Origin of the sequence: Blastococcus sp. TF02A-35, assembly GCF_004571075.1 — a bacterium.
Lineage (GTDB): Bacteria > Actinomycetota > Actinomycetes > Mycobacteriales > Geodermatophilaceae > Blastococcus.
Genome location: NZ_SPQP01000054.1, coordinates 1 through 20579 on the forward strand (window position 1 = coordinate 1; position 20579 = coordinate 20579).

20 protein-coding genes and 1 pseudogene are annotated in these 20579 nt (G+C 76.0%); 9 read left to right on the plus strand and 12 right to left on the minus strand.

What is annotated here, in order from left to right; translation table 11 throughout:
- Positions 1 to 169 precede the first annotated feature (169 nt).
- The gene (locus tag E4P43_RS18045; protein ID WP_209313953.1) at positions 170 to 415 is read right to left on the minus strand and encodes a DUF6458 family protein; all 246 of its coding nucleotides are present in this window, start codon (positions 413 to 415) and stop codon (positions 170 to 172) included.
- A 249-nt stretch (positions 416 to 664) separates the two neighbouring features.
- Between E4P43_RS18045 and E4P43_RS20900 the strand changes: the two genes are divergently transcribed.
- The 3 genes from E4P43_RS20900 (at position 665) to E4P43_RS18055 (ending at position 4166) form a co-directional block, all read left to right on the plus strand.
- Positions 665 to 799 (plus strand): hypothetical protein, encoded by a 135-nt coding sequence (locus E4P43_RS20900; RefSeq protein WP_280791019.1) that lies wholly within the window; start codon positions 665 to 667, stop codon positions 797 to 799.
- Positions 800 to 861: 62 nt separating this feature from the next.
- Positions 862 to 3846, plus strand: coding sequence for a helix-turn-helix transcriptional regulator (locus E4P43_RS20905; protein ID WP_135146905.1), 2985 nt, complete (start codon positions 862 to 864; stop codon positions 3844 to 3846).
- Positions 3843 to 4166, plus strand: coding sequence for a hypothetical protein (locus E4P43_RS18055; RefSeq protein WP_209313954.1), 324 nt, complete (start codon positions 3843 to 3845; stop codon positions 4164 to 4166). Before E4P43_RS20905 ends, E4P43_RS18055 begins: the two co-directional genes overlap by 4 nt.
- 39 nt (positions 4167 to 4205) lie before the next feature.
- On the opposite strand, the gene E4P43_RS18060 is transcribed toward E4P43_RS18055, so the two are convergent.
- Positions 4206 to 5957: a DEAD/DEAH box helicase family protein gene (locus tag E4P43_RS18060; RefSeq protein WP_245159234.1), complete on the minus strand. Its 1752-nt coding sequence runs from the start codon at positions 5955 to 5957 to the stop codon at positions 4206 to 4208.
- Between the two features lie 285 nt (positions 5958 to 6242).
- Here E4P43_RS18060 and E4P43_RS18065 point away from each other — a divergent pair, with 285 nt between their 5' ends.
- Entirely contained in the window at positions 6243 to 8027 is a 1785-nt protein-coding gene (locus E4P43_RS18065) for an HNH endonuclease signature motif containing protein (protein ID WP_135146907.1), read from the plus strand.
- Positions 8028 to 8045: 18 nt separating this feature from the next.
- On the opposite strand, the gene E4P43_RS18070 is transcribed toward E4P43_RS18065, so the two are convergent.
- From E4P43_RS18070 to E4P43_RS18080, 3 genes are all read right to left on the minus strand, one after another.
- A complete protein-coding gene (locus E4P43_RS18070) occupies positions 8046 to 9578 on the minus strand; it encodes a DUF3592 domain-containing protein (protein WP_135146908.1) in 1533 nt (510 codons plus the stop codon).
- A gap of 43 nt (positions 9579 to 9621) precedes the next feature.
- Positions 9622 to 11307 (minus strand): DNA repair helicase XPB, encoded by a 1686-nt coding sequence (locus E4P43_RS18075; protein WP_135146909.1) that lies wholly within the window; start codon positions 11305 to 11307, stop codon positions 9622 to 9624.
- A gap of 97 nt (positions 11308 to 11404) precedes the next feature.
- Positions 11405 to 11854 carry a PaaI family thioesterase gene (locus E4P43_RS18080; protein WP_135146910.1) on the minus strand — a complete coding sequence of 150 codons (450 nt, stop codon included), beginning with the start codon at positions 11852 to 11854 and terminating at the stop codon, positions 11405 to 11407.
- A gap of 38 nt (positions 11855 to 11892) precedes the next feature.
- Between E4P43_RS18080 and E4P43_RS18085 the strand changes: the two genes are divergently transcribed.
- Positions 11893 to 12399 (plus strand): DUF1648 domain-containing protein, encoded by a 507-nt coding sequence (locus E4P43_RS18085; RefSeq protein ID WP_135146911.1) that lies wholly within the window; start codon positions 11893 to 11895, stop codon positions 12397 to 12399.
- 140 nt (positions 12400 to 12539) lie between these two features.
- Here E4P43_RS18085 and E4P43_RS18095 read toward each other — a convergent pair whose 3' ends face one another.
- The gene (locus tag E4P43_RS18095; protein WP_135146913.1) at positions 12540 to 14792 is read right to left on the minus strand and encodes a helicase C-terminal domain-containing protein; all 2253 of its coding nucleotides are present in this window, start codon (positions 14790 to 14792) and stop codon (positions 12540 to 12542) included.
- A gap of 52 nt (positions 14793 to 14844) precedes the next feature.
- On the opposite strand from E4P43_RS18095, the gene E4P43_RS18100 reads away from it, so the two are divergent.
- Together E4P43_RS18100 and E4P43_RS18105 are read left to right on the plus strand one after the other, a co-directional pair.
- On the plus strand, positions 14845 to 15342 hold the full coding sequence (locus E4P43_RS18100) for a hypothetical protein (protein WP_135146914.1): 498 nt from the start codon (positions 14845 to 14847) through the stop codon (positions 15340 to 15342).
- 116 nt (positions 15343 to 15458) lie between these two features.
- Complete coding sequence (locus tag E4P43_RS18105; protein WP_135146915.1) at positions 15459 to 15686, plus strand: hypothetical protein; 228 nt, start codon at positions 15459 to 15461, stop codon at positions 15684 to 15686.
- 46 nt (positions 15687 to 15732) lie between these two features.
- Here E4P43_RS18105 and E4P43_RS18110 read toward each other — a convergent pair whose 3' ends face one another.
- Together E4P43_RS18110 and E4P43_RS18115 are read right to left on the minus strand one after the other, a co-directional pair.
- Positions 15733 to 16062: a hypothetical protein gene (locus E4P43_RS18110; RefSeq protein WP_135146916.1), complete on the minus strand. Its 330-nt coding sequence runs from the start codon at positions 16060 to 16062 to the stop codon at positions 15733 to 15735.
- Between the two features lie 49 nt (positions 16063 to 16111).
- The gene (locus tag E4P43_RS18115; RefSeq protein WP_135146917.1) at positions 16112 to 16879 is read right to left on the minus strand and encodes an endonuclease/exonuclease/phosphatase family protein; all 768 of its coding nucleotides are present in this window, start codon (positions 16877 to 16879) and stop codon (positions 16112 to 16114) included.
- A gap of 80 nt (positions 16880 to 16959) precedes the next feature.
- Between E4P43_RS18115 and E4P43_RS18120 the strand changes: the two genes are divergently transcribed.
- Entirely contained in the window at positions 16960 to 17535 is a 576-nt protein-coding gene (locus E4P43_RS18120) for a nucleotidyltransferase family protein (RefSeq protein WP_135146918.1), read from the plus strand.
- On the opposite strand, the gene E4P43_RS18125 is transcribed toward E4P43_RS18120, so the two are convergent.
- The gene (locus E4P43_RS18125) at positions 17525 to 17839 is read right to left on the minus strand and encodes a DUF202 domain-containing protein (protein WP_135146919.1); all 315 of its coding nucleotides are present in this window, start codon (positions 17837 to 17839) and stop codon (positions 17525 to 17527) included. The two genes, E4P43_RS18120 and E4P43_RS18125, sit on opposite strands and share 11 nt — an antisense overlap.
- Positions 17836 to 18192 carry a DUF202 domain-containing protein gene (locus E4P43_RS18130; protein ID WP_135146920.1) on the minus strand — a complete coding sequence of 119 codons (357 nt, stop codon included), beginning with the start codon at positions 18190 to 18192 and terminating at the stop codon, positions 17836 to 17838. Before E4P43_RS18130 ends, E4P43_RS18125 begins: the two co-directional genes overlap by 4 nt.
- A gap of 141 nt (positions 18193 to 18333) precedes the next feature.
- Here E4P43_RS18130 and E4P43_RS20685 point away from each other — a divergent pair.
- A pseudogene (locus E4P43_RS20685) lies at positions 18334 to 18519 on the plus strand (cold-shock protein); the annotation flags it as partial.
- 211 nt (positions 18520 to 18730) lie between these two features.
- Here E4P43_RS20685 and E4P43_RS18140 read toward each other — a convergent pair.
- Both E4P43_RS18140 and E4P43_RS18145 read right to left on the minus strand, forming a co-directional pair.
- Complete coding sequence (locus tag E4P43_RS18140; RefSeq protein WP_245159235.1) at positions 18731 to 19207, minus strand: DUF2771 domain-containing protein; 477 nt, start codon at positions 19205 to 19207, stop codon at positions 18731 to 18733.
- A partial coding sequence (locus tag E4P43_RS18145; RefSeq protein ID WP_135146923.1) for an MFS transporter occupies positions 19204 to 20579 on the minus strand: 1376 nt, incomplete at its 5' end. The genes E4P43_RS18140 and E4P43_RS18145, both read right to left, overlap by 4 nt.

Consider the following 20579-nt stretch of genomic DNA (forward strand, 5'->3'; position numbering starts at 1 on the left):
CTGTCGGACGCCGGGCGCCCGCTCTGGTTCTTCATCTACGTGGCGGTGGCCGCCGCGGTGGCGTTCGGCGTGATCCTCACGCTGAAGGAGACCAAGGGGACCGAGCTGCGCTGAGACGCCGAAGGGCCCCCGTCCGTCCGGACGGGGGCCCTTCGGCGAGCCGGTGGGCTCAGTAGGTCTCTTCGGTGGTGCTCCGGCGGACCGGGGCGCCCGCGGGGTCGCCGTAGGCGTCGGTGCGCGTGACGCGGCGCTGGCGCGGGCCCCAGATGGCCAGCTCGAGCACGATGCCGAGGGCGCCGGCGATCATGAGGATCCAGCCGACGACCTGGAGGTCCACGCCGCTCACGTCGACGCGGAGGGCGAAGGTCAGGATGGCGCCCAGGGCGAGCAGGACGATGGCAGTTCCGAGCCGCATTGCGAACTCCCTTCCTCACGGTCCCTGCCCGCGGGCAGGTCGGACCGACGGCGGTCGCCGCGGGCCGGACGGTGCCCTCGCGGCTGCGGCGCGAACCGCCTCCGGGGTGCGGTGTCCCTCGATCGGGTGCGCCTGAGGCCCCCTTAGGCGACCGGGGCGCCCAGGACGGCGTGGTTGCCCGATGTCCGGGGCCACCCCTCAGGACGACGGTCCTCCGTGTACCCAGCAGCAGCACGAGAGGACCCGGCCATGTCGCCCTACCACTACAGCAGCCCCGCGCTCGACGCGGAGCTCCACTACCGCCGCGAGCAGCTCCAGCAGCTCGGCCGGACCACGCGGGGCCAGCGCGGCGCCCGGGTGCGGCTGCGCCGGCGTTCGCGCTGAGCGCACCGGGACGGGTGGCCGGTGCGGCGGGGTCGTCGCAGGTCCGTGCCACGATCGGGCCCGTGTCGCGATGGGACGAGGGGCCGCTGGTCGGCCGGGCCGAGGAGCTCGGCCGGCTGCTCGCGCACGTCGACCGCGCGGCGAGCGGCCGGGCGTCCGCGGCCCTGCTGGCCGGTGACGCCGGCGTCGGCAAGACCCGGCTGCTCGACGAGCTGGGCCGCCGGGCGGCCGAGCGCGGGGTGCGGGTGCTCACCGGGCACTGCGTCGACCTGGGCGACGTCGGGCTGCCCTACCTGCCCTTCGTCGACCTCCTGCGCCCCGTCGGCGCCGATCCGCAGCTCGCGCCGACCGCGGCGGCGGACCCCGCTCTGGCGGCCCTGCTGGCCGGGCGGCCCGTGGCCGTGCCGGCCGTCCAGGTCGTGCCCGAGGGACGTGACCTGAGCCGGCCGCTACCGCACCGCGCCGCGCCCCAGCCGGTCGACGACGGCCGCCTGCAGCTGTTCGAGGCCGTGGCAGCGCTGCTGTGCGAGCTGGCGTCGAAGGACCCGCTGCTGCTCGTCCTCGAGGACGTGCACTGGGCCGACCGGTCCAGCCGCGACCTGCTGCGGTACCTGCTGGCGCGGCTGGTCGACGCGCCGGTCGCCATCGTCGCCTCGTACCGCTCCGACGACCTGCACCGCCGCCACCCGCTGCGTCCGCTGCTGGCCGAGCTGGTCCGCCTGCCGGGGGTGGAGCGGATCGAGGTCGCGCCGCTGCCCGACGCCGCGGTGGGGGAGCTCGTGCGCGGCCTCGCCGGTGGCGTAGCCGAACGGGTCGTCGAGGACGTCGTGTCGCGCGCCGAGGGCAACGCGTTCTACGCGGAGGAGCTGCTCGCCGCCGGACTGCACGGCGAGGCGCTGCCGCTGGGGCTGACCGACGTCCTGCTGGCCCGGGTCGAGCAGCGCTCGGCGGCGGCGCAGCAGGTGCTGCGCATCGCGGCCGTCGCCGGACGCCGGGTGCGCCACGAGCTGGTGGCGGCGGTGGGTGAGCTGACCGGCGGCGAGCTGGAGGAGGCGCTGACCGAAACCGTCCACCACCACCTGCTGGTCGTCTCCGACGACGGGCGCTACCGCTTCCGGCACGCCCTGCTGCGCGAGGCCGTGCTGGCCGACCTGCTGCCGGGGGAGCGGGTGCGGCTGCACGCGGCGATCGCCGCGCACCTGACCGCGGAGCCCGGCGCCGGGACGGCGGCCGAGCGGGCGCACCACGCCCGCGAGAGCAACGACCTACCCGGTGCCCTGACCGCCTCGCTGGAGGCGGCCGAGGCAGCCTGCTGCGTCGGCGCGCCGGCCGAGCAGCTGCAGCACCTGGAGGAGGCGCTGGCCCTCTGGTCGGCGGTGCCCGACGCCGCCGACCGCGCGGGCCGCAGCCAGGTCGCGCTGTTGCTGGGGACGGCGGCCGCGGCGCGGATGGTGGGGGAGCTGCACCGCGCCGTGGCGCTCCTCCGGGCCGCGCTGGAGCTCCTGGGTCCCGACGGCGACGCCGTGGCGCGGGCGCACGTGCACTACACGCTCGCGCAGGCCATGGTGCGGGTCGAGGACGTCGCCGGCGCCTACCGCGAGAGCTCGGCGGCGATGGCGCTCGTGCCCGCGCAGCCGCCGTCGAAGGTGCGCACGTGGGCCGCGGCGACGCACGCGCGGATGAGCTACTCCGTCGGCGCGATGGAGGAGGCCGAGGCCGCCGCCGAGGAGGCCCTCGCCGCGGCCGACGCGCTGGGCTTCGACGGCGCCTGGTCCGACATCGCGGTCACCCAGGTGCGGGCACGCCCGGGCGCCGATCCGGTCGAGGTGCGGGCCCGGCTCGAGGAGGCGCTGACCCGGGCGCGCCGGTCGGGGAACGCCGAGGTCGAGATCCGGGTGCTCTACAACCTGGCCACGGTGGCCTTCGAGGCCGGGCGCATCGAGGAGTCGCTGGGCTGGACGCGGCGCGGCACCAGGCGCGCGCACGAGCTGGGGGCCGACTGGTCCTACTACGCAGCGGAGCTGCGGCACCTGCAGGTGACGGCGCTCTACATGACCGGCGACTGGGACGGCAGCCTCGCCGAGGCCGACCTGCTGGCCCGCGTGCCGGAGATGGCCGCCCACGTGCGGGCCGACGGTCTGCTCGTGCTGGTGGGCCGCGGTGACCCGGCCGCGCGGCAACGGGTGGAGTGGGCGCGGGGCCTCCTCCCGCGACTGCGCGCGCACATCCTGCTCGACCTGGTGACGGCCGCGTCGGAGATCGACCTGGCCGCGTGGGAGGGCGACGTGCAGGCGGCACTGGACGTCGCGCTCGTCGCCTGCGAACGGCTGCGGCAGGAGTGGGAGGACGACCACCTCGGCGTGCTGCGCCTGGTGGGCACGGCGCTCGCCCCGCTGGCGGATGCCGCGGAGGCCGCTCGTCGAGGCGGTGACACGACGGTGGCGGAGAGGTGGGTGCGCGCCGGAGAGGATCTCGTCGGCATCGCCCGGGAGGCGGTCGAGGTCTACCGGCGTCACTACGGCGACACGTTGGGCGTCGAGGCGACCGCCTGGCAGGCGCGGGTCGCGGCCGAGGCAGCCCGGCTCCGCGGGGAGGCAGCGCCGGAGCTGTGGCGTGCGGCGGCCGAGGCGTTCGGCTTCGGGCACGTGTACGAGGAGGCCCGCTCGCGGTGGCGGCTGGCCGAGGCGCTTCTCGCCGCCGGCGACCGAGCGGGTGCGGCGGAGCAGGCGGCCGCCGCGCACGAGGTGACCGTGCGGCTCGGCGCCCGGCCCCTGCGGGAGGCGGTGGAGGCGCTGGTCCGCCGCGGGCGGCTGGACGTCGGCGGGGTGCGGACGGTCGACCCGGCCGCGGTGCTCACCCCGCGCGAGCAGTCGGTGCTGGCGCTGCTGGCCCAAGGGCGCACGAACCGGCAGATCGGGGCGGAGCTCTACATCAGCGAGAAGACGGCGAGCGTGCACGTGAGCAACATCCTGGCCAAGCTCGGCGCGGGCGGCCGCACCGAGGCCGTCGCCATCGCCGCGCAGCGCGGCCTGCTGGTCGCCCGGTGATGTGGCACGTCACGTCGACGCGGAACCGCGCGTCGATCCAGGCGCACGGGCTCGACTGGCGGCGCATGGGCGCGGCGCCGGGCATCGCCGGGAGCAGCGTGCCCGAGCAGGAGGGGTGCTTCCTCGCGCTCAGCGAGTTCGACTCGGACTTCTTCGTCCGGATGAACAACACCGATGGCCCGGTGGACGTGTGGGCGGTCGACGGCGTCGACGAGGGGCAGCTCCTGGAGTCCTCTGAGGGCTTCCGGTACCTCCCCGCGGTGATCCCGCCGGAGCGGCTGCGGCTCGTCCGGAAGGACCTCCCTCCCGAGCCCGAGTGACCCGGCACGAAACAGCCGCGGCCCGCTGGCCGCTCGTCGTCAGAGCATCGTGCGGAGGCGCTCCCGGCGGGCGCGCAGCACGTCGACCGACGCCGACGCCGACGGCGGGCCGGGCACCGACTGCCGCAGCTGCGTGTGCACGACGGCCTGCGGCGTGGAGGTCCGTGCCGCGACCCGGTTGACCAGCTTGTTGATCTCCCGGCGCAGCTCCGCGGCGTCGCGCCACGAGCGGCCGGCGTCGTCCTCGTCGGGGTGGTCCTCGACGAGCATGAAGTCCTCGGCGTCGGCCCGGTGGCTCGCCGCGATCCGCTGCCGCAGCTCGTCGTCGCGCTTGGCCAGCAGCTCCGCGGTCTGGGCCGGGGTCAGCAGTCCCGGGATGCCGAGGAACTCCTCGTCCTCCTCGCCGACGACCACCGTCGCGCCCGAGCCCTCGCCGGTGTGCGCCGTCCCGCTGTGCAGCACGTGGGCGAAGCGGGCGTCGGCCTCGAGGGCCTCCCACTGCTTCATCTCGCCCTCGCGCGGCTCCCGCGGCGGGAGGTCGAGCGCCTCCAGCTCCTCGTCGGGCTGGGTCCTCGGCGGGGGCATGACGTGGTTGCGCTGCTCCTCCATCGAGGCGGCCAGCGCGAGCAGCGGGCGGACCGCCGGGAGGAACACCGTCGCCGACTCGTGCGGCGATCGGGAGCGGACGACGCGGCCGACGGCCTGGGCGAAGAACAGCGGCGTCCGGTAGGAGGTCATCCACGCCAGGACGGCGGCACGGGGGACGTCGACGCCCTCGGAGATCATGCGGACGCAGACGGCGATGCGCGCGGAGCCGGTGGCGAAGCGCTCGATCTTCTTCGACGCCTTGGGGTCGTCGGAGAGGATCAGCTCGGCGGCCTTGCCGGTCACCCGGCGGACGATCTTGGCGTAGGCGCGGGCGTCGTCCTGGTCGCTGGCGAGGATCAGGCCCGCGGCGTCGGGCATGCCGCCCTCCTCGCGCAGGTGGGTGATCCGGTCGTCCATCGCGGCGATCACGTGCGGCACCCACTGGCCCTTGGGGTCCAGGGCGGTGCGCCACGCCTGCATCTCCACCGACTTGGTGCCGGCCTCCGACAGCGAGGCGGCGACGACCTCGCCGGCGGAGTTCCGCCAGCGGGAGGTGCCGGTGTAGGCGGCGAAGACGACGGGGCGCACGACGTTGTCGGCCAGCGCCTCCTTGTAGCCGTAGGTGTAGTCGGCGCGGCTGACCAGCCCACCGGCCTCGCCCTCGAAGGTGTCCTCCTCGTAGCGGACGAAGGGGATGCGCTCGTCGGGCTTGGTGCGGAACGGTGTCCCGGTGAGGCAGAGCCGCCGGGCGGCCATGCCGTAGGCCTCCTCGACCGCCTCGCCCCAGGAGAGGCCGTCACCGGCGTGGTGCACCTCGTCGAGGATCACCAGCGACTTGACGGCGGTGGCGCGGGCGGCGTGCAGCATCGGCTTGCCGGCGACCTGCGCGTAGGTGGTCACGTAGCCCTGGGTGCCGGCGCGGACCGGTCCGACGGCGTTGGTCAGGTTCGGGTCGAGGACGATGCCCATCCGGTCGGCGGCCTCGGCCCACTGCAGGCGCAGGTGGTCGGTCGGGGCGACGACGATGACGCGGCCGACCTCGCGGCGCGACAGGAGGCGGGCGGCGAGCGACAGCGCGAAGGTCGTCTTGCCGGCGCCGGGCGTAGCGGTGACCAGGAAGTCCTTGGGGGACTGCTCCTCGTACTGGCTCAGCGCGGCCTGCTGCCATGCGCGGAGCGGTCGGCCGGTGGTCTGCGGGCTCAAGGCTTCCGCTCGCAATGCACTCCCCATGACGGGGTCCATCTTCACCGGCGAGGGGGCAACACGCCCAACCGGCCCCCTGTCGCGCGCCCCGCGAAGCACGGCGTATGGCGACGGCGCGGCGAGGCGCTGAGCAGGGCTTTCGCCCCTGCACTGGGGCCGGTGTGGCAATCGTCATGTCCGGAACGGACCGGCTCGTCACCCCCGCCGGTCCCGGTGACCACATCCGTTCCGCGGGTGCTGGACACGACGCCGGGAACTGTCGTAGCTGGAACATATGTTCGATGCATGACGGAGGCCCGGACCACGAGCGGCTCGCTGGGGGTCGTGCAGGCCGCCGAGCGGGAGATCGCCCGGCAGACCGCTCTCCGGGCCCGGGCCGTGGCCGAGTTCGCGGCGACCCGTCCCGCGGCGGGGGACCGGCAGCCGGGAGAACCGGGGGCCATGGGCGCCGACCGGCGGGCCACCCGCGCCGATGTGCTAGCCGACGTCAGCGAGTGGGCCGCCCAGGAGCTGGTCGTCGCGCTGTCGATCACCGCGCAGGCCGCCGAGGCGCTGCTGGCCCGCTCGCTGACCCTCGTGCACCGGTTGCCCCGCACGCTCGAGGCGCTCGAGTCGGGGGCCCTGCACGTCGGCCACCTGTGGCCGATGCTGAACACGGTGGCGCCGGTCGCCGGCCCGACCGTCCGGGCAGAGGTCGAGGCCGAGCTGCTGGCCTGGGCGGCCGGACGGGTCACGACGCCGGCGCAGCTGGCCGCCAAGGCGCGGCGCGTGGTGCTCCGGCGCGATGCCCGGGACGCGGCCGGCCGGCTGGTCCGGGCGCTCCGCCAGCGGGGCGTCTCCGTGCGGCCGGACGAGGCCGACGGCATGGCCGTGGTCAGCGCCCTGCTCACCGTGCCGGAGGCGCGCGCACTGGTGGATGCGCTCGGCCGGTACGCGGACGCGCTCGACGGTGGGCCGGACGACCGGCGCACGCGCGGCCAGAAGATGGCCGACTGCCTGCTCGACCTGGTCCTGCGGCCGGCTGGGAACGACCTGGCACCGGTACGGGCGCAGCTCACCCTCGTGGCCGGGGTGCGCACCGTGCTCGGCGGGGACGAGCCGGGGGAGGTCGACGGCCACCCGGTCCCGGCGGAGATGGTGCGCGCCCTCGCCCGAGCGCTGGGGCTGCTCCCGGACGCCGTGCCCGACGCGGAGGACCGCCGGCAGCCCGCCGAGGACGAGGCGCTCGCGGGCTGGTGGGAGGCGACGGAGGCGCTCGTCATCGGGGAGTGGCGCGGGTGGGAGGAGCCGCCGCCGGAGGAGCTGGCCCGGTACCGGGAGCAGACGGCCCGATGGGACGAGTGGCTGCGTGGGTCGGACATCGGTGGCCCGGGCCCGGAGGGCGACGAACCCCCGGCGACCAGAGCCTGGGCGACGGCGGACGCTGCCGTGGACGCGGCGAGCACCGCGCTGCGCGACCTCGACCGGGCGGTCGAGCGGGCCCGCGGAGCGGTTGCGGCAGCTGAGGTGTCCGAGGCCGACGACGAGCTGGCGTGGGCGCAGGGCCCGCACGGGCGTGCGTCGACCGCGCCCGATGCCCTGACGGCGCTGAGGTCGGCCACGGACGCCCAGCGGCGTGCGCTGGCCGACCTGCTCGACCGGACGGCCGGGGGCGGTCTGGTCGACCGTCCGCGGGTCGCGGTCGTCGAGGAGCTCACCGGTGCCCTGCTCGCGCTGACCGACGCGCGGGAGCTCCGCTGGATGGCGCGCCGGGGGAAGGGGCTCGGCCCACCGCCACCCACCGACGGGTACCGCCCCGGCAGAGCGCTGGACCGGTTCGTGCGTGCGCGGGACCGGCACTGCCGGTTCCCCGGCTGCCGGCGGGTGGTACCCCGCGGAGGCGAGCTGGACCACGACCGCCGGTGGCCCGACGGCGGGACCAGCGCGACGAACCTCGTCGGCTACTGCACCCCGCACCACCGGGGCAAGCACCAGGCGCCCGGCTGGCTGCACCAGCTGTCCACGGACGGCACGCTCACCGTCGTCACGCCCAGCGGCCTGGTCGCAGCGACGGGCCCGCCGCCCTACTGAGCGTCGAGCGGCTCCGGCTCACCGCACGCGGGTCCTCACCAGCGGGTCACCCTTGTCGCGGGAGAACACGGCGTGCCCGTCGCCCCGCACCCACCAGACGTCCTCCGGCTGCGGTCGGAGGCGGCCCGTCCTGTCCGGCATGACCCTCCTGCTGGGCCAGTCGGCGCTGCGCCCCGACCGCCAGACGGACCCGTCGGGGGTCGAGAACCAGTACCGGTCCTCCTCCCGCTCCACGGTCACGGTGACGCGCTCCCAGGCCGCGCCGGTCAGCAGCCGCCAGGTGTGCCGGCGTCTCCGCGCCATCCAGGTGCCGTACCCGAGCCCCAGGAGCGTCCCGCCGATCGCGACGGTCAACGGGAACGTCGTCCACGGGGGCTCGTACGGCAGGCCGTCGATGGTGAAGCGGTCCGGGTCGGCGGGGTCGAAGAGCACGTCCACCTGCTGCCCCTCCTCGTAGGAGTCGGCATCGACGCCGAGCCGCACGTGACGGGTGGCCGCCTCGCCCTCGGCGACGAAGCGCACGTCCGCTCCTCCGGAGCTGCTCCGGGTGTCGGGCTGCACCTCGAGCACGGTGCCCTCGGTGGTCTCCCCCCGGGCGCGCAGCTCCCGGTCCGCCCGCTCCTGGGCCGATCCGAGGACGACCGCCCCGGCGAGCGCGAGCAGGCCGACGAGCAGCACGGCCGGTGCGTACCACCGCGTCCTCGCGAACGCCCGGGCGGTGCGCTCCTCGGCGAGCGCCGGCTCGGCTGCGGTCCGGGAGCGGGCAGGGGCTGCGTCGACGAGTGCCAAAAGGGCGGCGTCCGTGCGGCGCCGGCGCGCCGTCCGCCACGCCAGCAGCCCTCCGACGCCGGTCAGCGGACCGGCGAGGGTCGCCCCGACGAACGCGCACATGGGCTTGGTGACGAGGTCGTCGTCCACCTCGCCCCAGGGGACGACGACCTCCAGGGACTCGCCGGCGGGCTCCCCGAAGCAGTCGGACAGGGCCTGGCGGCGTTCCCCTTCCCGGTCCTCCCAGGAGACCTCGCAGGTCCAGTCGCCGTGGTTCTCCACGACGGTGGCGGTGGCGGTGTACCCGTCGGTCCCGACGAGCAGCATCAGCGCCGCCCAGGTGAGGGCGATCCCCAGGCAGGCGCCCACACCCCGGGCGCTCCGGTAGGGGGTCCACCCCGGCGGCCGCAGCTCGGGGAGGTCGGTACCCGACAGCAGCCGAGCGGCCACCGCGGCCTCGGCCTCCGGCAGCTCCAGCCCGACCTGCTGGCCGGCGGTCGCCCACAGCAGCAGGCGCACGGGAGCCGAGCCCTCGTCGGAGGACAGGCCGACCGAGTTCAGCCGCGCCGGCCCGCGCAGCGGCAGCGGGGCCGCACCAGACTCCCGCCAGGTGAGCCCGTCGGGGGACATCCGCAGCCGGCCCGCGGCCCGCCGCCCGTCGTCGTGGACGAGATGGGCGGCCAGGTCCACGTCGGTCGGTGGGCGGCCCTCCCGCCACAGCAGGGCCCAGGTGAGCAGCGCCCCGGCCACCACCGCGGCGACCATGCCGAGCAGCGACGTCACGCCAGCGACTTCGGCACCCGCCGCGGGAACTGCAGCCGAGCCCTCAGTCGGCGGGCTCGTCCACCCAGTCCGGGCCGTTGACCTCGCCCGGGCCGGCCAGGTCGTCGGCGTCGACGATCGTGTACGCGTACCCCTGCTCGGCGAGGAAGCGCTGCCGGTGCGCGGCGTACTCGCTGTCGAGGGTGTCGCGGCTGACCACCGTGTAGAAGTGCGCCTGCCGGCCGTCGGCCTTGGGACGGAGCACCCGGCCGAGCCGCTGCGCCTCCTCCTGCCGCGATCCGAACGTCCCCGACACCTGCACGGCGACGGCGGCCTCGGGCAGGTCGATGGAGAAGTTCGCGACCTTGGACACGACCAGGGTCTTGATCTCGCCGCTGCGGAACGCGTCGAAGAGCCGCTCGCGCTCCTTGTTCGTCGTCGACCCCTGGATGACCGGGGCGTCGAGCGCCTCGCCCAGCTCCTCGAGCTGGTCCAGGTAGGCGCCGATGACGAGCTTCTGCTCCTCGGGGTGGCGCTCCAGCACGCGCCGGATCACCGGCAGCTTCGAGTGCGCGGTGGCCGCGATGCGGTACCGCTCCTCGGGCTCGGCGACGGCGTAGGTCATCCGCTCCTCGTCGTCGAGCGCCACCCGCACCTCGATGCACTCGGCCGGCGCGATGTAGCCCTGCGCCTCGATGTCCTTCCACGGGGCGTCGTACCGCTTGGGCCCGATGAGGGAGAAGACGTCGTCCTCGCGGCCGTCCTCGCGCACCAGGGTGGCGGTGAGGCCCAGCCGGCGCCGGGACTGCAGGTCGGCGGTGAGCCGGAAGATCGGCGCGGGCAGCAGGTGCACCTCGTCGTAGACGATCAGGCCCCAGTCCTGCGCGTCGAACAGGTCCAGGTGCCGGTACTCGCCCTTCCGGCGGGTGGTGATCACCTGGTAGGTCGCGATGGTGACCGGGCGGATCTCCTTGCGCTCGCCCGAGTACTCGCCGATCTCGTCCTCGGTCAGCGTCGTCCGGGCGATCAGCTCGCGCTTCCACTGCCGGCCGGAGACCGTGTTGGTGACCAGGATCAGCGTCGTCGCCTTGGCCTCGGCCATGGCGGCCGCGCCGACCAGCGTCTTGCCCGCGCCGCAGGGGAGGACGACGACGCCGGAGCCGCCGGCCCAGAAGCCGTCGACGGCCTCCTGCTGGTAGTCGCGCAGCTTCCAGTCGGCCTGCTCCAGGAAGATCGGGTGGGCCTGCCCGTCGACGTAGCCGGCGAGGTCCTCGGCCGGCCAGCCGATCTTCAGCAGCGCCTGCTTGAGGCGGCCACGCTCCGAGGGGTGGACGACCACGCTGTCGGCGTCGATGCGGGCGCCGAGCATCGGCGCGACCTTCTTCGACCGCACGACCTCCTCCAGCACCGCGCGGTCGGTGCTGGTGAGCACCAGCCCGTGGACCGGGTTGTTGGCCAGGGTCAGCCGGCCGAAGCGGTCCATCGTGTCGGCGACGTCGACCAGCAGGGCGTGCGGCACGGGGTAGCGGGAGTAGCGCACCAGCGCGTCGACGACCTGCTCGGCGTCGTGCCCGGCGGCGCGGGCGTTCCACAGCGCGAGCGGCGTCACCCGGTAGGTGTGCACGTGCTCCGGCGACCGCTCCAGCTCGGCGAACGGCGCGATCGCCGCCCGGCACTCGCGGGCCAGCGGGTGGTCGACCTCGAGCAGCAGGGTCTTGTCCGACTGGACGATGAGCGGACCGTCGTTCACGCGGAGGGGATCCTTCGTTCGGGGATGACGGCGCGGCAGGAGCGCACCGGACTGACCACGGTAACGCCGGGGAGCGACGACGCCTTCCCCGCGACGGCTACGTGCGCGGGCGCCAGCGCTTCCAGAGCGCCGTCGCCGCGGCGCGCGGCTTGCCGTCCCAGCGCAGCTCGACCTCGGCGGTCATCTGGTCGTCCGTCGCCTCGGCGACCCTCGCGACGAGGGTGACCGGCTCGGTCAGCGGTGCCGGCCGCAGGAAGCGGACGTCGAGCCCGGCGGTCACGTACGCCAGACCGCCACCGGGCGCGACCAGCCCCCGCTGCTCCGCCTCGTGCATCACGGCGGCGGCGCTGTGGCAGTCCAGCAGCGTCGAGATGATGCCGCCGTTGAGGTAGCCCAGGCCGTTGTCGTGCTCCGGCCACGGCAGGAACTCCGCCGTCACGCCGTCGTCCCCGGGGTAGCTGCGCAGCCGCAGGCCCCGCTCGTTGGCCGGGCCGCAGCCGAAGCAGGTCAGATGCGGGATCAGCCGTTCCTGGATGCTCGACGACACGCGGCCAGCATGCCGGAGGGCCCCGATAGGTTGCGGGCGTGGGCAGTGCGCAGAGGTGGTTCGCCGGTGCGGGGGTGCTCTTCGCCGCGGCCTGGGCGTGGGCGCTGGTCCGGTTGCCGGCCCGCGTGCCGATCCACTTCGGCGGCAGCGGCGGGGCCGACGCGTGGAGCAGCCGGACGGCGGCCCTGGTCACCTTCGCCGCCCTCGGGCTGGGCACCGCGGCCCTGTTCGCCGGCCTGGTGCGGTTCCTCGGGCGGGTCCCCGCCGAGCACATCAACGTGCCGAACCCCGCCTACTGGAAGCAGCCGGAGCACCTCGGCCGCCTGCGCCGGCTCATCGCCGAGGACATGTGGTGGTTCGGGGCCTCGACGCTCCTGCTGCTGGCCGTGGTCCTGGTGCTGGTCGTGCGCGCGGCGGGGATGGACGAGCCGCAGCTGGGGCCCTGGGGCCCCGCGGCGGTCGGGGCCTACCTGCTGGTCGTCATCGCGCGGACCGTCTGGATGGTGACCCGCCGGTACGCGGCGCCTCGTCCCGGCTCACCGTGAGCTCCACCCGCACCCGGTCACCGGCCCGCAGCCCCTCGGCGGCCCGCACCGGCTTCCGCACCGGCAGGCGGTAGGAGCCGAACGCGACGCGGGCGCCCGCGCCGACCTCCCGCACCTCGTCGGCGCGCTGAAGGTCTCGGTCACGTCGCGTCGTCGGGCTCGACCAGGGCCACCGAGGTGATCCGGTGGACGGCGAAGGTGCGGTTCTCACCGCGCCGCTCGTCGTAGCCCTGCAGGAACCCGCCCACGAGCGACACCGGCTGCACCACCCGCTGGCTGCCGCTGCCCTGCGCGTCGACGTAGCCCAGCCACACCGGCACGCCCTCGCGCACCGCGCGCGACAGCAGCTCCAGCGTCGACGCCGTGGTGACGCCCGGGACCTGCCGCACGGCCTCGCCCCGGCGGGCGGCCAGCGCTGCGTCGCCGGCGCGCACCTCGCGCACGACCGCCGCCCGCTCGTCGGCGGTGAGCGGGCGGGCGGCGGGGGAGGGGTCGGCCCCGGTGCGCCGGCCGGCGGCCCGCGGCTTGGACGGCGGGCGGGTGAGGACGGCGCCGCCCGGGTTCTCCCCGGCCGGCGCGTAGCCGGCCTCGCGCAGCACGGTCAGCACCTCATCGGCCCCCAGCCCGCTGACCAGCACGCCGGGGGCGAGCCGGCGCAGCTCCGCCGGCGCCGTCCGCCGGTCGCCGAGCACCTGGGAGAGCAGCCCGTGGTCGTCGGAGCGCACGTAGGACTCGATCGACCCCACCCGCAGCCGCCCGTGCTGCCGGGCGACGTCGTCGACCAGGTAGTCCAGGGCCTGCGGCACCGGGGTGCGCGAGGCCTTGGCGAAGAAGTCGTGCAGGTCCGACGCCGACCAGCCCACGTCCAGCGCCCGGCGGACGCTGGCCTCCGACACCCGGAACACCGTGGCGCCGCCGGAGGACTCGACGTCGGCGACGACGGAGAGGGTGTCGGCCAGCTCGGCGACCAGCGGGCCGGGCGCGACCAGCGACAGGTCCGGCTGCGCCAGCACGTGGTCGACCGGGGCGGGCAGCAGCCCGCGCATGCCGTCGGTGGCGCCGTCCTCACCGGCCGAGAGCAGCCCGCGCCCACCGGTGGAGAGCGCACCGGCCACGACGACGCCGAGCCGCGCGGCCTCGGCCAGCATGTCGGGGACCGGCGCCAGCCGGTCGGCCCGCCGCGGGGTGCGCCAGCGCAGCAGCGCGGTGAGGTCGTCGGCCGCGAGGCCGGAGCCGGGGGGCAGCTCGAGCAGCACGGCCAGCGCCGACCGGCGGATCGCCGGCGCGGTGTGCCGCACCAGGTCGGGGGAGAGCGGGTTCGCCGACTTCCCGGCCACGTCGCGCACGCCGACCAGCGAGGGCAGCCGCACGCCCTCCAGCCACCCGGCCGCCAGCACCGCCCAGCGGTCGGCGAGGTCCTGCTCGCGCCACACGTCGTAGGCGCGGGTCGGCAGCCACTCGTCGCGGTGCGGCCCGCCGACGTCGAGCAGCCCTGCGGCGAAGGCCAGCTCCAGCAGCCAGGCCGCCTCGGCCTCGGGCACCTTGAGCGTCTTCGCCAGCCGCTTCTGGTCGCGCACGCCCACGCCACCGCTGCGCAGCAGCCCGGCCGGCTCCTCCTCCAGCAGGGCCAGCAGCTCGCCGACCCGGCCGACGGACTCCAGCGCGGCACCCGCGGCCTGGCGGTCGAGGACCTGCGGCTCCTTGCTGGTCAGGGCCGGCTCCGGGCGGTGGCGCGGAGGCCCGTACGGCAGGTCGCCGCGCAGCAGGAGCCCGATCTCCCGGGGCAGCTCCACGTTCAGCGCGTCGATGCGCGCCAGCAGCCCGCGCTGCAGCAGCCGGCGGGCGGGGGAGCCGGCGCCGTTGCCGGGGACGTCGGGCAGGTGGCCGACCGGGCGGTCGCCGGCCAGCCGCTCCAGCACCCCCCGCTCCTCGGGCGCCAGCTCCGCCAGCGCCGCGGGCAGGTCGGCGGGCAGCTGCAGCCGCAGGTCGACGGCGCGGCGGCCCAGCCCGGCCGGGTGGCGGACGGCGCGGCGCACCGGGTCCGGGGCGTGCAGGACGTCGTCCCCCCACAGCAGCGCGCGGGTGGTGAGGGTGTCGACGGCGGCGCCGAGCACGGCGTCGGGGACCCCCGGCAGCGCCGCGACCAGCTCGTCGGGCGGCATGCCGTCGGTCGGGGCGAGCAGCACGACGTCGAGCACCTGGAGGGTCGCGGCGTCGAGCTCGTCCAGCGCGCGGTCCACCGAGACCGGCACCGCCAGGCGGCTGGCCAGGGCGACGACATCGGAGGGGGCGGGGCGGGCGACGTCGGGGCGGGCGGCCAGCAACGCGCTCAGCTGCTCGTCGCTGCGGGTGCGCAGCCAGGCGGCGAGCGTCGCAGGGGCTTCCGTGGACATCCGGTCCACGCTACGTCGCCGGGCGCGCCGACGCTCCTGCCAGCATGGGGGGATGCACCCCGCGAGTGAGGACCCCACCACCCGCACCGCCCTCGCCGCCCACCAGGTGGGCGCGCTGCGCTGGCTGGGCGGGGGAGCGATCGCCGTCGTGCTGGGGGTGCTGCTCTCGGTCGCCGCCGTGGCGGTGGTGGAGGACGGTGGGCGGCTGCCCGGCGCCGGGCTGGTCGTGGTGGACCTCGTCCTCGGCGGGCTGGTCGCCGTCGGCGTCGGGGCGGGGGCGCTGCTGCGGACCCGCCGCTGGCGCCGGGCGCTGGCGACGACGTCCTGGCGGGTCGGCACGCTCCGGGTGGCGGGTCCCGCGGTCCTGGCCTTCGAGCCCTACGGCGACGAGGACGCGGTGCGGCTGCGGCTGCTCAGCACCGCGGTGTGGCGGACCCGGGCGGTCCAGGCGCTGGACGGCGCCACGGTCCTGGCCGCGCCCGTGGGCGGCGACCAGTGGGTGCTGACGACCGAGGACCCGACCACGGTCTACGGCGCCCGGAGCCGCTGACCGGCGACACCACCCCCTCCGCAGGGGGCGGTGCCGTGCGCCCGCGGGGGAGGACAGGCGAAGATGGACGGCGACAGTGCACCGCGTGGTGCACCCGAACCGCACACGGAGGCGTCATGGCCAAGCGCAACGAGAAGCACGCGCACCTGGTGGAGCCCACCTGGGGCCAGTCCGAGGACGGCGGCCCGCCGCTGACCGAGCTCTCGGCCTCGGTGGCCGGCCCGCTGTCGCCGTTCGGCCAGGACCACAGCTTCCCGCTGCCGGCCGACCGCATCCGCTACGCGCACCCCACGGACAAGCCCAACCGGGCCGGCATCCAGCTCGCGGAGAACCGCAAGCACTGAGCGCGGCGGTCGCCGACGGTCCCCGCGCGGGGCCGTCGGCGGCCCCTCAGGCGTCGGCCTTCTTCGCCGAGGGCGCCGGCGTCAGCCGGACGATCAGCTTCGACACGAGGCTGCCGACGACCACCCAGATCACCGCGGCCAGCCCGGCGTTGATCGTCTCGGCGATCTTGGGGTCCGACGGCGTGAACAGGTCGCGGGTGAACCAGCCGAAGGAGTTGCGCCAGTCGGCCGCGAAGGTGACCAGCCCGTTGGCCGGGTTCGCCTCGAAGAGCACGAACAGCGCGTGGATCACGATCACCGCGGCGATGACGGCGCACGCCACCCGGACGATGCTGGCGACGAGCGACAGGATGCGGGCGACTCCGCTGCTGGCCATGCGGGAATGATGGCGTGACCGGCGCCACCGCGCGACCCGTCGCGGCAGGTCAGGCGGCCTCGACCGGGACGACCAGCGCGCGGTGGTCCGACAGCGGCAGCTGCACCGCCTCCGCAGGGCCCGCCGCCCGGATCCCACCGCGCACCAGCACGTGGTCGAGCTGCCGCATCGGCCGCGGCGCGGGGAACGTGGCCGCCGCCGCGATCGGCTCCAGCCCGCTGTGCCGGGCCGCCGGGCGGCGCTGCATGTTGAGGTCGCCCATCAGCACCAGCGGCTCGCGCGTGCCCTCCAGCGAGCGGACCAGCGTCCGCAGCTGCCGGCCGTTCCAGCGCGGGATGAACGACAGGTGCGTGTTGCAGACGGTGAACTGCCCGAACGGCCCGTCGACGACCGCGGCGACGGCGACCCGCGGCTCGTCGCGGGCCAGGAACGGGCGCCGCGTCTGCTCCGACCACAGCGGCACGCTGGCCTTGAGCGGCGCCAGCCGCACCACCCGCCAGGAGACGACGGGGTAGCGCGACAGCAGCGCGATGCCGTAGCTGGCCGAGCCCGGCTGCTCGTCGCCGGTGGCGGCCATCCAGGTGCCGCCCGGCGTGCCCGACAGCGCGGAGACGAACTGGTGGTCGACGGCGCCCATCGCCTCGGCGGCGACCGCGGTCAGGTCGGCGCCCAGCGAGCGCGGCTGGTCGCGGTCGACCTCCTGCAGGCCCAGGACGTCGGCGTCCAGGCTCTTCACCGCCGCGGCCAGCCGGTCGACGTCGACCCGGCCGTCGCTCAGCGAACGCCCGTGCAGGATGTTGAAGGTCGCGATGCGCACGACAGGCCCTGTGCCCCACCTGCCGGTGGATCTACCCCGTACCGCGCGTGCGGGCGGTGCGACCGGGTAGCGAGGCCTCCGTGCAGCCCTCGACCTCTCCCCGCGACCTGGTGCGCGACCTGCTGAAACGGACCGCCGTGGCGCTCAAGCAGGGGGAGGTGCCCTTCGCCCTGTGCGGCGGGTACGCCGCGTGGGTGCGCGGCGCCCCCGAGCCCGACCACGACGCCGACTTCCTGGTGCCCGCGGCCGAGGCCGAGCGGGCCGCCAAGGCGCTGGCCGACGCAGGCCTGGAGGTGGTCGACCCGGCCGAGGACTGGCTGCTCAAGGTGGTCCGGGACGACGTGTTCGTCGACGTGCTGTGGCGCACCTGCGGCCGGCCCACCGAGATCGACCTGGTCGAGCGGGCGGAGGTGCTGCCGGTCCTCTCGGTGCAGATGCCGGTGCTGGACCCGACCGACATCCTGGTCACCAAGCTGATGGCGCTCGACGAGCACTACTGCGACTTCTCTCGGATGCTCCCGGTCGCCCGGGCGCTGCGGGAGCAGGTCGACTGGGCGCAGGTTGCGCGCGACGTGGCGGCCAACGACTTCGCCGTCGTCTTCCTCCAGCTGCTCGCGCGGCTGGACATCGTCGCCGCCGACCAGGTCAGCCGATGACGACGGCGACGGCCGCGGCGCCCGCCGTGAGCAGGACCGTGCCGGTCACGGCGCGCGCCACCCACGGGTCGCACACCGCGCGGCCGCGCTCCACCCGCCCGCGCACCTGGCGGTAGCGCAGCGGCGCGAGCCCCCCCAGCACGGCCAGCCCGAGCAGGGCGACGGTCCCGGCGGCGACGAGCAGCACGGCGCTGCCCCGCTCCAGGGCGCGGTGGCCGAGGAGGCCGGCGACGGCCAGCACGCCGAGGCCGGTGCGCTGCCAGGACAGCGCCGTGCGCTCGGGCTGCGTCTCCACCGCGGTCACCGCAGGACCTCCACCCCCACCAGCACGCCGACGACGACCACGACCGCGGCCACCGCCGCGGCGACCGCGGGCACCACCGAGCTGGATGGCAGCGGGCGGCCCGCCTCGATCGCCGCCTCGTTGGCCCGCCACCGGCGGTACCCCGCCAGGGCGGTCAGCAGGCCGATCAGGACCAGCGCCAGCGCCACCGCCGCGCTGCCCCAGCGCACGCCGAGGTCGGGGGCGTAGGTGGCGACGGCGACACCCCCGGCGACCAGCGCGAGCCCGGTGCGCAGCCAGGCCAGCAGGGTGCGCTCGTTGGCCAGCGTGAACCGGTAGTCGGGGTGCTCGGGGGCCTCCGGGGTGTCGGGCACGGGGCCAGGGTAGGGAGCCGTCCGAAAAGGCAGGTCCGGGGCGGGGCCGCGGGCGGCTAACCTGTGGTCGAGCGGTCCCGAGCCGCTGTCGTCGTCACCCGGCCGCGCGCCGCGTCACACCGAGGAACTGAGGGATCCACCGTGCCCACCGGCAGAGTCAAGTGGTTCAACGCGGAGAAGGGCTTCGGCTTCCTCTCCCGTGAGGACGGTCCCGACGTCTTCGTGCACAAGGACGCGCTCCCGGCCGGCACCGACCTCAAGCCCGGCCAGCGGGTGGAGTTCGGCATCGTCGCCGGCCGCCGCGGCGACCAGGCGCTGCAGGTCCGCCTGCTCGACCCGCTGCCGTCGGTCTCGGCGTCGGTCGCGGCGGCCAGCCGCAAGAAGCCCGACGAGCTGGTCCCGATCATCGAGGACCTCATCAAGCTGCTCGACGACGTCTCCGAGGGGCTGCGCCACGGCCGGCACCCCGACCGCCAGCACGCCCGCAAGGTCGGCACGGTGCTGCGCGCGGTGGCGGCCGACCTGGAGGCCTGAGGGCTCAGCCCGCCGGCGGCGTCGTACCCAGGTCGCCGCCGGCGCGGATGAAGCCCACCGGCCAGGCGCCGGTCCACTCGCCGCAGTCGCCGCCCTTGTCCTCGACCACCACGAGGTAGAAGGCCGGGGGGACGACGTCGGAGGAGTTGATCTCGTCGAAGCTCTGCGTGCCCTCCGGCACGTCGACCTCGCCGATCACCTCCTGGAGCTGCTCGTCGAAGACCTGCACCTGCCAGCCGCGCTCGGCGACGGCGTCGGGCACGGTGAGCCGGATCGCGGTGTCCGGGGAGACCTCGACGATGGGCGGCGTCACCTGGTAGCGCTGCGGGTCGCCGTCGAGGCAGAACTGCGTGGCGCGGGCGTTGACGTCCTGCCCCCCGGCCTGCGCGCGCACCTCCCCGGGGCCCTCGGGCTCCCCGGCGCAGCCGGCCAGGGCGCCGGTCAGACCGAGGACGAGCAGGGCGGACGCGGGTCTCCTCACGACCACGACGGTCCCACCGGCGCCGTCGGCGGCTCCGCGGGCCCCGGCTCCGGGGCCGGGGAGCGGCCGCGGTGGAGGGTCCACAGCACCAGCCCGACGGCGAGGGCCAGCAGCGCCGCGGCCACGGTGAACCCCAGCCAACCGGTCGGGGGCAGCGCGATGCCGAGCGCGCCGCCGACCACCCATGCGAGCTGCAGCATCGTCTCCGAGCGGGCGAAGGCCGAGGCCCGCAGGCTCTCCGGCACCTCCCGCTGGATGATCGCGTCGAGCGACACCTTGCCGATCGCGTTGGCCACGGCCGACACGCCCGCGACCAGGACGGCCATCCCGAACCCGTAGAAGACCGCGGCGAGCACGGTCACGGCGGCGGCGGTGCCGGCCGCGTACAGCACGAGCCGGTCGGGGGCGGCGCTGTGCAGCCGCGAGCCCACCGCCGTCCCGGCGAAGCTGCCCGCGCCCGCCGCGACGGCGAGCGCGCCGAGGGCGAGGGTCGCCTCCCAGCCGTCGGCGAAGGTGGCCTGGACCAGGAACGCCGAGAAGATGGTGAGGAAGCCGCCGAGCCCGCGCAGCGCCGCGTTCGCCCGCAGTGCGAGGACGACGTGCGGGCTGACCTTCCGGCGCCGGCCCGGCACCCGGATCTCGGCGGTGCTGAGGACGTCGGCCGGCTCCTCCCCGGTCGGCACGTCCACGTGCGGGGGCAGCCGGACGGCGAGGACACCGCCGGCGACGAAGACCGCGGCCGTGGCCCACAGCTCCCACTCGAAGCCGAGGAGCGCGGCGATGCCGGCGGCCAGGGCGCCCGCGACCCCCGCGGTGGCCAGCCCGAAGACCGACAGCCGGGCGTTGGCCGACGTCAGCGACATGGCGCCGGGCAGGACGCGCGGGACCACGGCGGCCCGCAGCACGTTGTGGGCCTTGGACAGCACCAGCACGCCCAGCGCGGCGGGGTAGAGCCAGAGGTCGTCGAAGTGCGCGGCCATCACCAGCGCGAGCACGGCCCGGCCGACGTGGCAGGCGGCGATGGCCCACCGGCGCCCGCGCTGCAGGCGGTCCAGCGCGGGGCCGATGACCGGGGCCACCACGGCGAAGGGCGCCATCGTCACGAGCAGGTAGAGGGCCACGTTCCCGCGCTGGGCGTCGGTCGTCGCGGCGAAGAACAGCGTGCCGGCCAGCGAGACGGCGATCATCGCGTCGCCGGCCATGTGCAGGGCGTTGACCCAGAGCAGCTGGGTCAGCCCGCTCTCACCGGCGCCGTCGGCACGGCTGGCGGACCTGACGCGACGGGCCGCGGCCGCGGTCAGCTCCCGGCTGCGCGCGGCGGCCACCCGGGTGACGGTGACCCTGGGGCCGGCGCCGGGCAGCGGCGGGGGCG

Excerpts from the sequence above, each read along its gene's own strand:
- E4P43_RS18045 (WP_209313953.1), bottom strand. The coding sequence starts at position 415 with ATGCGGCTCGGAACTGCCATCGTCCTGCTCGCCCTGGGCGCCATCCTG.
- E4P43_RS20900 (WP_280791019.1), top strand. The coding sequence starts at position 665 with ATGTCGCCCTACCACTACAGCAGCCCCGCGCTCGACGCGGAGCTCCAC.
- E4P43_RS18065 (WP_135146907.1), top strand. The coding sequence starts at position 6,243 with ATGACGGAGGCCCGGACCACGAGCGGCTCGCTGGGGGTCGTGCAGGCC.
- E4P43_RS18095 (WP_135146913.1), bottom strand. The coding sequence starts at position 14,792 with ATGTCCACGGAAGCCCCTGCGACGCTCGCCGCCTGGCTGCGCACCCGC.
- E4P43_RS18100 (WP_135146914.1), top strand. The coding sequence starts at position 14,845 with ATGCACCCCGCGAGTGAGGACCCCACCACCCGCACCGCCCTCGCCGCC.
- E4P43_RS18105 (WP_135146915.1), top strand. The coding sequence starts at position 15,459 with ATGGCCAAGCGCAACGAGAAGCACGCGCACCTGGTGGAGCCCACCTGG.
- E4P43_RS18110 (WP_135146916.1), bottom strand. The coding sequence starts at position 16,062 with ATGGCCAGCAGCGGAGTCGCCCGCATCCTGTCGCTCGTCGCCAGCATC.